General features: G+C 72.7%; 11 protein-coding genes, 1 tRNA gene and 1 pseudogene. 3 read left to right on the top strand and 10 right to left on the bottom strand.

Features of this window, described 5'->3' with window-relative positions; translation table 11 throughout:
- The 5 genes and pseudogenes from ACFP6A_RS12395 to ACFP6A_RS12375 all read right to left on the bottom strand — a co-directional run.
- Positions 1–473 (bottom strand): annotated as a pseudogene (locus ACFP6A_RS12395) (hypothetical protein); the annotation flags it as partial.
- Positions 474–838: 365 nt separating this feature from the next.
- Positions 839–1,651 (bottom strand): SCO1664 family protein, encoded by an 813-nt coding sequence (locus tag ACFP6A_RS12390; RefSeq protein ID WP_379603975.1) that lies wholly within the window; start codon positions 1,649–1,651, stop codon positions 839–841.
- Positions 1,648–2,238, bottom strand: coding sequence for a DUF3090 domain-containing protein (locus tag ACFP6A_RS12385; RefSeq protein WP_379603967.1), 591 nt, complete (start codon positions 2,236–2,238; stop codon positions 1,648–1,650). The genes ACFP6A_RS12390 and ACFP6A_RS12385 overlap by 4 nt, the downstream gene beginning before the upstream one ends.
- 9 nt (positions 2,239–2,247) lie before the next feature.
- A complete protein-coding gene (locus tag ACFP6A_RS12380) occupies positions 2,248–2,973 on the bottom strand; it encodes a histidine phosphatase family protein (protein ID WP_379603965.1) in 726 nt (241 codons plus the stop codon).
- Between the two features lie 20 nt (positions 2,974–2,993).
- The gene (locus ACFP6A_RS12375) at positions 2,994–3,833 is read right to left on the bottom strand and encodes an undecaprenyl-diphosphate phosphatase (RefSeq protein ID WP_379603963.1); all 840 of its coding nucleotides are present in this window, start codon (positions 3,831–3,833) and stop codon (positions 2,994–2,996) included.
- 78 nt (positions 3,834–3,911) lie between these two features.
- On the opposite strand from ACFP6A_RS12375, the gene ACFP6A_RS12370 reads away from it, so the two are divergent.
- Positions 3,912–4,847 (top strand): aldo/keto reductase, encoded by a 936-nt coding sequence (locus ACFP6A_RS12370; RefSeq protein ID WP_379603961.1) that lies wholly within the window; start codon positions 3,912–3,914, stop codon positions 4,845–4,847.
- Here ACFP6A_RS12370 and ACFP6A_RS12365 read toward each other — a convergent pair.
- The gene (locus ACFP6A_RS12365; RefSeq protein WP_379603959.1) at positions 4,817–5,284 is read right to left on the bottom strand and encodes a DNA primase; all 468 of its coding nucleotides are present in this window, start codon (positions 5,282–5,284) and stop codon (positions 4,817–4,819) included. The two genes, ACFP6A_RS12370 and ACFP6A_RS12365, sit on opposite strands and share 31 nt — an antisense overlap.
- A 38-nt stretch (positions 5,285–5,322) precedes the next feature.
- Here ACFP6A_RS12365 and ACFP6A_RS12360 point away from each other — a divergent pair, with 38 nt between their 5' ends.
- On the top strand, positions 5,323–5,583 hold the full coding sequence (locus ACFP6A_RS12360; RefSeq protein ID WP_379603957.1) for a DUF5703 family protein: 261 nt from the start codon (positions 5,323–5,325) through the stop codon (positions 5,581–5,583).
- A gap of 27 nt (positions 5,584–5,610) precedes the next feature.
- Here the strand turns inward: ACFP6A_RS12360 and ACFP6A_RS12355 are convergent, their stop codons facing one another.
- Entirely contained in the window at positions 5,611–6,942 is a 1,332-nt protein-coding gene (locus tag ACFP6A_RS12355) for a M20/M25/M40 family metallo-hydrolase (RefSeq protein ID WP_379603955.1), read from the bottom strand.
- A gap of 98 nt (positions 6,943–7,040) precedes the next feature.
- On the opposite strand from ACFP6A_RS12355, the gene ACFP6A_RS12350 reads away from it, so the two are divergent.
- Positions 7,041–7,125: transfer RNA gene (locus tag ACFP6A_RS12350), tRNA-Leu, on the top strand.
- 52 nt (positions 7,126–7,177) lie between these two features.
- Here the strand turns inward: ACFP6A_RS12350 and ACFP6A_RS12345 are convergent.
- From ACFP6A_RS12345 to ACFP6A_RS12335, 3 genes are read right to left on the bottom strand one after another with little or no spacing between them, the layout of a single operon-like run.
- The gene (locus ACFP6A_RS12345) at positions 7,178–7,978 is read right to left on the bottom strand and encodes an ABC transporter ATP-binding protein (protein ID WP_379603953.1); all 801 of its coding nucleotides are present in this window, start codon (positions 7,976–7,978) and stop codon (positions 7,178–7,180) included.
- Positions 7,975–8,805, bottom strand: a complete 831-nt coding sequence (locus ACFP6A_RS12340; RefSeq protein ID WP_379603951.1) for an ABC transporter permease — start codon at positions 8,803–8,805, stop codon at positions 7,975–7,977. Before ACFP6A_RS12340 ends, ACFP6A_RS12345 begins: the two co-directional genes overlap by 4 nt.
- The gene (locus ACFP6A_RS12335; RefSeq protein ID WP_379603949.1) at positions 8,802–9,824 is read right to left on the bottom strand and encodes an ABC transporter substrate-binding protein; all 1,023 of its coding nucleotides are present in this window, start codon (positions 9,822–9,824) and stop codon (positions 8,802–8,804) included. The genes ACFP6A_RS12340 and ACFP6A_RS12335 overlap by 4 nt, the downstream gene beginning before the upstream one ends.
- Between the last annotated feature and the right edge of the window lie 7 nt (positions 9,825–9,831).

The raw sequence follows: 9,831 nt of genomic DNA, 5'->3' as shown, positions 1-9,831 counted from the left end.
GCAGCCGCCTGGCGGGCCCGCAGACCCGAGATCGCCCGCTCGGTCGCCGCGACCAGCTCCAGCACCGCCCCGTCATCCAGGTCCGCCGGGTCCAGGTCGGCCAGCGCCGCATCCAGCTCCGGGCCGGGCCGCAGACCGGCGAGATACCGGCCCCAGCCGCCGTCCGGCACACCCGGCGCGGTCAGTCCGGCCTCCGCCGGCACGATCGGACCATCCGGCAGCGGGCGCGGTGCCTGGCCCGACTCCTCGGGGGCCACGGACTCACCCCCCGACGCGGCGGAGCCCAAGCCAGCCCCCGCACCGTCGTCCGGGTCGGCATCCGGGTCAACGTGCCGGTAGGCGTGCGGGTCGACGTGCATGTCAACGTGCAGCTCGGCAGCCGGGTCGACGTGCACGTCGACGTCGAGCAGGGACAGCGCCGCCGCGGCCAGGACCGCGGCGAACCGGTCCTCCACCACCGACGACCCGGCCACAACACCCTCCCTCCGCCACTCGAACTAGTGTTCGAAACAGTAGAGGACGGCACCGACAGCCCGCCACCCCAGCTCGCACTCCTGTGGACAACCAGAGAGTGGCGGAATTGCATGATCACCAAGAGGGGTGCGGGAGGTGCATGAACGGCTCATGGCCCCCATCCCGGGGGATGACAACGTGTCTTGGTTGCCGTGTCCCCCGACGTCGGGTCGCGCGTCTCTGCCACAGAATGCTGCGCTCGGCACAGCTTGGCCGGCGTGTCGTGCCACCAACCCAGCACTCTGCGAGCCGGACGGTGGCCGGGGGTGGCGGGATTGCATGATCACCGAGGGGAGGGTGGCGGGATTGCATGATCACCGAGGGGTTAGAAGGGGGGCCAGGGGATGAGCGGTCGGCCGGCGCCGGGCCGTGGCAGGGTCCCCGTGTCGAGCAGGTCCGCGGTGCGGCGAGTCAGGGCCACGAGCTCGTCCCGGTCGAGCAGCGCCGCGAGGCGGCCGGCGAGGGTGCCGTCCGCGAGCGCCGTCCGAAGGCCTTCCAGCCGCGCCCGGGCGTCGTCCGGCAGCGGGCGTCCCGCCCAGCCCCACAGCACGGTGCGCAGCTTGTCCTCGACGTGGAAGGTGAGGCCGTGGTCGACGCCGCGCACCCGGCCGGCGTCGTCGACGAGGACGTGCCCCGCCTTTCGGTCGGCGTTGTTGACGACGGCGTCGAAGACGGCGACCACGGCGAGCCGGGGGTCGTCCGCGTGCACGAGGACGACGGGGTCGCCGTCCGCGTCGTAGGCCTGCAGCACCGGGAGCCAGCCGGCCCGGACGTCGCCGGGGGCCACGACGTCGACGAGTCCGGCGCCGGGGCCGCGGTCGGCGGGGTGGTCCACCCACAGCTGGACGCTGCCCGGCCCGAGAGGTCCGTCGCGCAGGACCGTCGGGGGGACCACGTCGAACCCGGCCGCAGCGGAGACCTCGTAGGCAGCGACCTCCCGGGCGGCGAGCGTCCCGTCGGGGAAGTCCCACAGCGGCCGCTCCCCGGCCACGGGCTTGTAGACGCAGGCCGCCGACCGCTCGCCACGGCGGACGGTCGCCAGGAGCGTGGCGTTGGAGGCCTCGACGATGCGGCCGGCCACCTCGAGCGTGCCGTCGGCCAGCAGCTCGAGGTCCGCCGCGTCGTCCGCTCGGGTCAGCGCCGGTACCCGTTGGCCCGGGGGCAGACGTGCCCGTCGGGGTCGAGGGGGTTGCCGCAGAACGGGCAGGGCGGGCGCCCGGCAGCGACGAGAGCCAGGGCCCGGCGGGCGAAGGCCCGGGCCGCAGCGCCGGTGAGGGTGACGCGCAGCAGGCTCGGGCCGTCGTCCCCCGCCGTGGAGGCCTGCGGGTCCTCCAGGCCGGTGAGCTCCTCGAGCTCGACCACCTCGGGGTCGTCGCCGACCTCGAAGCACTCGATGACGACGAGGTCACGGTCGGCGTCCCAGGCCAGGCTCATCGTGCCGACCCGGAAGGCCTCCTCCACCGGCATCTCGAGCGGCTCGAGGTCCTCGGCCTGGGTGGGGGCCAGGGCCGGGACGGGGGCGCTGCCGCCGCTGCGCCGGAGCACCTCGTCGAGGAGCTCGTCCACCCGCTCGGCCAGGGCGGCTACCTGCTGCTTCTCCAGGGCGACGGTCGTGGTGGCCGTCCCGTCGCTGGCCTGGAGGTAGAACGCGCGCTGACCAGGCTGGCCGACGGTGCCGGCGACGAACCGCTGAGGCCGGTCGTACTCGAAGAGCTGGCGCGCCATACGTCGACCCTACCGACGGTCGGTCGCCCCCGCGCCGCCGCCGACAGCGGCCTCCGACTCCCGGCGGCTGCGGCGCCGGCGGCGGCGGGGCGGTACGAGGCTGCCCAGGTCACCGGTGTCGTTGAGCCGCAGGACGAACGGCCGCAGCGGGGTGTAGCGCACGGCGGAGACCGAGCACGGGTCGACGGCGACCCGCTGGAAGGCGTCGAGGTGGGCCCCGAGGGCGTCGGCGAGGACCGCCTTGATCACGTCGCCGTGCGAGACCGCCACCCAGACCGCGTCCGGGCCGTACTCGGCCTCGACCCTTGCGTCCGCCTCCCGGACGGCGTCGACGGCCCGGTGCTGCATCGCCCGCATCGACTCCCCACCGGGGAACACCGCGGCGCTGGGGTGGGCCTGGACGACGGGCCACATGGGGTCCTTCGCCAGCTCCCGCAGTGAGCGCCCGGTCCACTCGCCGTAGTCGCACTCGGCGAGCCGCTCGTCGACCCGCAGCCCGGGGCGTGGCACCGTCCGGGTGCCGCCGGTGGCCACGATGCTCTCCGCCGTGCGCACGCACCGCTCCAGCGGGCTGCTCAGCACCTCTCGCAGCGGCAGGGCAGCCATCCGGTCGGCCAACGCCCGGGCCTGGTCCCGGCCGGTGTCGTCGAGGCCGATCCCGGGTGTGCGGCCCGCGAGGGTCCCGTCGGCGTTCGCGGTGGTCCGGCCGTGACGGACGAGCAGGACGGTAGGCACCGGCCCAGGCTACGGGCTGGTCACAGCGGGGAGAGCACCCCGGCGGCGAGCAGGCCGTACACCCCGAGGCCGAGCAGCACCCGGTAGACGACGAACGGCTGGAAGCTCCGGGTGGAGATGAACCGCATGAACCACGCGATGACCGCGTACCCGACGACGAAGGCCACCACGGTGGCGATGACCGTGGGGACGACCGGCTGGCTCTGCTCCCCCGCCGTGGCGAGCTGGTAGAAGCCCGAACCCATGACCGCCGGGATGGCCAGCAGGAAGGAGTAGCGCGCCGCGGCCTCACGGGTGTACCCCATGAGCAGGCCGGCGGTGATGGTGCCGCCGGAGCGGGACACCCCCGGGATGAGCGCCATCGCCTGGGCGAACCCGAAGATGATCCCGTGCCGCCAGGTCAGCTGGTCCAGGGTGCGTCGGGATCGGGCGGTGCGGTCCGCCCAGCCGAGCACGAGGGCGAAGGCCCACAGCGTCGTCGCGACGATCCACAGGTTCCGGAACGTCCCCTCGATCATGTCCTCGAGGACGAGCCCGAGGACGACGATCGGCACCGAGCCGATGATGACGAGCCAGCCCATCCGGGCGTCCGGGTCGTCCCGGGGGACCCGGCCGGCCAGTGCCAGGGACCACTGCCGGACGATCCGGACGATGTCCCGCCAGAAGTAGATGACCACCGCCGTCTCGGTGCCCAGCTGGCTGATGGCGGTGAAGGCAGCACCGGGGTCCCCGGTCCCCATGAGGTCGCCGACGATCCGCAGGTGGGCGCTGGAGGAGATCGGCAGGAACTCGGTGAGGCCCTGGACGACGCCCAGGACGAGCGCCTCGAACCAGCCGAGGGGGTCGGGCGCACCGGTCACCGGGTACCTGCCGGGCCTGCCGGGGTCCTCGGTCCGTCGCGCATGGCGGCGCAGCCTAGCCACGCTAGCCTGCCCGCCATGGAGCAGCGTCACCTCGGTCGCTCCGGGCTGCGCGTCTCCCGGGTCGGTCTGGGCACCCTCACCTGGGGCCGGGACACCGACGAGCACGAGGCAGCCGACCAGCTCCAGGCGTTCGTGGACGCCGGCGGGACCCTCGTCGACACGGCCGCCGGCTACGGTGACGGCGCCGCCGAGGAGCTGCTCGGCAGCCTCCTCGGTCACGTCGTCGACCGGGCGGACGTCGTCCTCGCCACCAAGGCCGGACTGTGGCCGGGCAGCAGCCGCGTCGACGCCTCCGCCCGGTCCCTGCTGCGCTCCCTCGAGGAGTCCCTGACCCGGCTGCGGACCGACCACGTCGACCTGTGGCTCGTGCACGCGTGGGACCCGGACGTGCCGCTGGAGGAGACTCTCACGGCGCTGCGGACGGCGGTGACGTCCGGGCGGGCCCGTTACGTCGGGGTGTCGAACTACACCGGCTGGCAGCTGGCCCGGGCCGCGACCCTGTGCGCGGCCCAGGGCGTGCCGGTCGTCGCCGAGCAGGTGGAGTACTCGCTGCTCGAGCGCTCGGCCGAGGTGGAGGTGCTGCCTGCCGCGGACCACGTCGGGGCCGGTGTGCTGGCCTGGGCGCCGCTCGGGCGCGGTGTGCTCACCGGCAAGTACCGGGGCGGGACGCCGGCCGACTCCCGCGCGGCCTCACCGCACCTTGCCGGCTACGTCGAGCCCTACCTGGACGCCGCGTCCCGGCGGGTCGTCGAGGCGGTCGCCACAGCGGCCGAGGGCCTCGGGTGCGCGCCGCTGGAGGTAGCGCTGGCGTGGGCCCGGGACGCGCCCGGCATCGCCTCGGCGGTGGTCGGCGCCCGCACCGCTGCGCAGCTGCGGGGCTCCCTGGCAGCCGATGACCTCACCCTGCCGGCGGAGATCCGTCAGGCCCTGGACGACGTCTCCGGCGCCTGATCCTGCCGACCGCCGGGGACGTCGGCACGGGAACCGTCCTCGTCGTCCAGCTCGTCATCGTCGGCCAGCTCGTCATCGTCGTCGGGCTCGTCGTCCAGCTCGTCATCGTCGAGGACGTCGTCCTCCTCGACGTCGTCCTCGACGTCGTCCTCGTCCTCGTCCAGGTCGTCGTCGTCCTCGTCGTCGTCGTCCTCGTCCAGGTCGTCGAGGTCGTCGTCCTCGTGCTGGTCCTCCACGTCGTCGTAGAGCACGAGCGGGGTGACCTCGGAGTAGGCGTCGAAGAGCGCCTCGTCGTACTCGGTGAACGCCTCCGCGACGACGTGGTAGGCGCGCTCGACGTGCGGATCCATCTCGCCACGACGCTGCTGCGCGGCGGCGAGGTGGGCCTCCAGCGCACCTACCAGACGGTCAAGTGCGGCACGTGGGTCGACGGTCATGCGGACGACGGTAGCGGCAGCAGGCCACAATGGCAGCGATGAGCCACGAGGGACGCACGTCGGCGGTGCCGGGCAGGGTGCCGGAGTACGAGTACCAGGTGCTGCGCCTGCCGCGCGGGACGTCGCGCCAGGAGGCGCGGCAGCTGCTCACCGAGCATGCCGAGTACGGCCGCTGGGAGCTGGCCCGGGTGCGGCTGCACTTCGGCGGCGCCCGGACGGTGTGGCTGAGGCGCCGCATCCTGCGGGTGACACGCCCCGCCGGAGGGACCGCGACGTCGACCGGTCCGCGGCCCTGGTAGGACCGCGCCCGCCCGGCGACCGGCCGGCTAGGCCGTCCGCAGCACCCGGTCCAGCACGCGGGTACCGAAGCGCAGCGCGTCCACCGGGACCCGCTCGTCCACGCCGTGGAACATGCCGCTGAAGTCCAGGTCGGCCGGCAGCCGGAGCGGCGCGAACCCGTAGCCGCGGATGCCGAGACGGGCGAAGGACTTGTTGTCGGTGCCACCGGACAGGCAGTACGGCAGCACCCGGGCGCCGGGGTCCTCGGCGAGCACCGCGTCCACCATGACGTCGACGAGGGGCCCCTCGAACGGCGTCTCGAGGGCGACGTCGGTGTGCAGGACCTCGACGTCGACGCCGTCGCCGGCGAGCCGGCGCACCGTGTCGAGCAGCTCGCCGTCCCGGCCGGGGAGGTAGCGGCAGTCCAGCAGGGCCGAGGCGGTCCCGGGGATGACGTTGTGCTTGTACCCGGCGTCCAGGACCGTCGGGTTGGCGGTGTTGCGCAGGGTGGCGCCGACCCAGCGGGCCGTCGTCCCGAGGGTGTCGACGAGCTGACGGGTGTCGGTGGGGTCGAGCTCGGTGCCGGTGACCTCGCTGACGCCGTCGAGAAACTGCCGGACGGTCGGGGTGATCTCCAACGGCCAGTCGTGCCGGCCGACCCGGGCCACTGCCTCGCACAACCGGGTGACGGCGTTGTCGTCGTTGACCTGGGAGCCGTGGCCCGCGCGGCCGTGGGCCAGCAGGCGAAGCCAGGTGATCCCCTTCTCGGCGGTCTGCAGGAGGTAGCAGCGCTGGCCGGCGAGGTCCACGGAGAACCCGCCCACCTCGCTGATCGCCTCGGTGACGCCCTCGAACAGCTCGGGCCGGTGGTCGACGAGGTACCGGGCGCCCTTGAGGCCGCCTGCCTCCTCGTCGGCGAGGAAGGCGAACACGACGTCCCGGGCAGGGCGTCGGCCGGTGCGTGCCAGATCCCTCAGGACGGCGAGGATCATCGCGTCCATGCCCTTCATGTCGACGGCGCCGCGACCCCACAGCGCACCGTCGCGCTCCTCCCCGGAGAAGGGGTGGACCTGCCAGTCCGGAGCGTGGGCCGGGACGACGTCCAGGTGGCCGTGCACGAGCAGGGCCTCCCGGCCGGGGTCGGTCCCCTCGACCCGGACGACGACGCTCGCCCGCCCCGGTTCGCTCTCGATGAGCTCAGGCTCGAGTCCGACCTCGGTGAGCAGCCCCATGACGTGCTCGGCGGCGGCCCGCTCCCCCGGCCCCGACCCGTCGCCGTAGTTCGACGTGTCGATCCGCAGCAGGTCGCGGCAGATGTCGACGACCTCGTCCTCGGCGGCGGGAGCGGCGGCGGCAACGGCGGCGTCACGGCGGGTCATGGTGCGACCGTAGCGGCCCGCTCGCCTCGTGCATCCGGTGCGCGGGAGCGTGTTACGGTTGTCCCCGCTCACGGCCGGACCGGTCGGCGAGCCACCACGTCCGGGTGGCGGAATAGGCAGACGCGCTAGCTTGAGGTGCTAGTCCCCGTATAGGGGGTGGGGGTTCAAGTCCCCCCTCGGACACGTCGACGTGGGACCTTCCCGCCTCCAGGCCCGGCCCAGCGTGCGCGGACCGTCAGCCGGCGTGGACCCGATCGGAGATCGCACGCTCGAGAGCGTTGAAGTTGACGGCGTTCACGTCCCGGTCATCGCCCAGCAGGACCGGGAACACCTCGGTGATGTGCCCGGGCACTCCTTTGGCGGCGCCGCCGGCCATCACCACGACCCGGTCAGCCAGGTACACCGCCTCCTCGATGGAGTGGGTCACGAAGACGACCGTCGTCCCCGCCTCGCGGTAGAGGCGGCGCAGCTCGTGCTGCATCTGCGCCCTGGTGAGAGCGTCGAGGGCACCGAACGGCTCGTCCATCAGCAACACAGCGGGATCGTTCGCGAGCACGCGCGCGATAGCCACGCGCTGCTGCATCCCGCCCGAGAGCTCTCCGGGGAAACGGTCGGCGAAGCGGGTCAGACCGACGACCTCGATGAAGGCGTCGGCGACGTCCCGCGCACGGCGGCGTGGCGTTCCCCGCTGCCGCAGCCCGAACCGGACGTTCTCCGCCACGGTGAGCCACGGGAAGAGCCCGTAGTCCTGAAACACCACTCCCCGGTCCGGACCGGGGCGCGTGACTGGGCGGCCGCCGACCTCGACCCTCCCCCGGGTGGGCGCCTCGAAGCCGGCGAGGACCCGCAGCAGGGTGCTCTTCCCGCAACCGCTGGCGCCGACGACGGCGACGAACTCCCCCGGCGCGATGTCGAGGGAGATCCCTGCGACAGCGTCGATCGCCGGCTCCTTGCCGTAGCGCTTGCCGAGGTCGTCGACGAGCACCCGCCCCGCCTGGGTGTGCCGGGTCAGACGGGACAGGCCTGACATGCTCATGTGGACCTCACCAGGGGACGTCGGCGGAAGATCCCGCGCAGGCCGTGCAGCAGGATGCGGTCGGACAGGAAACCGGCGAAGCCGATGACGATCATCCCGACGATGACGCGGTCGGTACGGACCTGTTCGCGGGCCAGGGTGATCATGCTGCCTAGGCCCCACTCGATGCCGTTGCTCTCGCCGAGCACGAGGATGACCCAGGCGAGGCCCAACCCGATTCGCAACCCGCTGACGATGCCGGGGGTCGACGCTGGAACGATCACTTTGAGCAGCACGTTGGCGCCCGAGGTCCCCAGCATCTGCGCCGCCTCGACCAGTCTGGGCGGCACCTCCCGCACGGCGGACAGGGTGTTGAGCAGGATCGGGAAGAAGGCCGAGAGCGTGATAAGGAAGATCGTCGCCTGGGTGCCGAACCCGATGATCAGCAGGACGAGCGGCACCCATGCAGTCGCCGGGATGGGGCGAAACAGGTTCACCGCAGGGTCGAACGCCGCGTGCACAAGACGGAAGCGCCCCATCAGCACGCCGAGCGGGATCGCCAGCGCCGCGGCCAGGCCGAAGCCGGCGAGGACCCGGCCGGTGCTGGCCCACAGGTGCTGCCACAGGGTGCCGCTGAAGGCATCGTCGAAGACCCCTCCGAACGCGAAGTCCCACAGCAGGCGGGCGACCTGGGCCGGCTCCGGCAGGAATGCCATCTTGATGTCGAAGACGAGGACCCACTGCCCGCGGACGCCGAGGTGCCACAGGACGACGATGGCGACGAGAACACCGAGCCCGAGTGCCGCCCGGCCCGCCGCGGCCAACCGCCCGGTCGTCGAAGAGGTCACGACCCTGCAGGCTCGTCGCGTGACGCGAAGGACGAGTCGACGATGTCCTCGAGCGCCGGAGTCTCCTGGATCATTCCGAGGCGGGCCATCTGGACGGCGAGGTTTCCGATCTGCTCCTCGTAGGTCGGCGAGAGGTCCGCGCGGAGCCAGAAGTTGTCCAGCGCGCTCTCGAGAACCTCCTGGTCGCCGCCGTACTCCTCGATCATCTCCGGGAGCCACTCGTCCTGGTTCTCTGCCATGTAGGCGGTGGTCGCGGCATGGGTGTCCACCACGGCCTGTACGAGCTCCGGGTTCTCCTCGATCAGCGCCTTTGTGGTGAGCAGCGCAATGTTGAGCCGGCCGATCTCGGTCGAGTAGGGGTCGGCGATGGCCTGGCCGCCGGCACTGAGCGCGAGGGACACGCCGATCTCGGGTGCGGCGAAGGCATCGATCTGGCCGGTGTTGAAGGCGTTGAAGAACTCGGGGGCGCTGAGGGATACCAGTTCCAGGTCCTCGACGTTCACGCCCTCGCGCTCGAGGATGAGCCGCAGCGCGACCAGCTGGGAGCTGGACTCGAGGTAGCCCACCCGCTTGCCGACCAGGTCGCGCACGGACCGGATCTCCGGGGTACCGACGATGCCGCTCCCGCCGTCCGCAGCCGCGGCGACGATACGCACGTCGCGGCCGGCCGCGGCACCGGCGATCGTCGCCGTGATGCTGCCGACAGCGAAGTCCACGGACCCGCTGGCGAGCGCGTCGTTGAGTGCGGGCGCGGTCTCGAGCGCGACGACCTCGAACTCGACATCGCCCTCGGCGTGCTCAGCGTAGAGGTACGGCGCATAGAAGTGCGGTTGACCTCGCAGGGTCCCGACCTGGACGACCTCAGCTTCCCCGCTGTCAGTGGTGCTGGCCCCCGTCGAGGTGCAGCCGGCCATCGCCGTCACCAGGGCGAGTGACGCAAGGGCGCCGACGGGTCGACGTAGGAAGGAGCGCAGGAGGGACACGCGCAGAATGGGCAGGGGCGGCGGCGCAGTGGGCATGAGCCGA

The sequence above is a fragment of the Quadrisphaera sp. GCM10027208 genome (genome assembly GCF_042658805.1).
Lineage (GTDB): Bacteria > Actinomycetota > Actinomycetes > Actinomycetales > SCSIO-59966 > SCSIO-59966.
Note: the sequence above shows the minus strand (reverse complement) of the source record. Positions and strands in the feature narration are given on the sequence as shown.

What these genes read in the sequence shown, in the direction of transcription:
- ACFP6A_RS12385 (WP_379603967.1), bottom strand. Translation starts at nt 2,238, where the DNA reads ATGGCGCGCCAGCTCTTCGAGTACGACCGGCCTCAGCGGTTCGTCGCC.
- ACFP6A_RS12370 (WP_379603961.1), top strand. Translation starts at nt 3,912, where the DNA reads ATGGAGCAGCGTCACCTCGGTCGCTCCGGGCTGCGCGTCTCCCGGGTC.
- ACFP6A_RS12365 (WP_379603959.1), bottom strand. Translation starts at nt 5,284, where the DNA reads ATGACCGTCGACCCACGTGCCGCACTTGACCGTCTGGTAGGTGCGCTG.
- ACFP6A_RS12360 (WP_379603957.1), top strand. Translation starts at nt 5,323, where the DNA reads ATGAGCCACGAGGGACGCACGTCGGCGGTGCCGGGCAGGGTGCCGGAG.
- ACFP6A_RS12355 (WP_379603955.1), bottom strand. Translation starts at nt 6,942, where the DNA reads ATGACCCGCCGTGACGCCGCCGTTGCCGCCGCCGCTCCCGCCGCCGAG.
- ACFP6A_RS12345 (WP_379603953.1), bottom strand. Translation starts at nt 7,978, where the DNA reads ATGAGCATGTCAGGCCTGTCCCGTCTGACCCGGCACACCCAGGCGGGG.
- ACFP6A_RS12335 (WP_379603949.1), bottom strand. Translation starts at nt 9,824, where the DNA reads ATGCCCACTGCGCCGCCGCCCCTGCCCATTCTGCGCGTGTCCCTCCTG.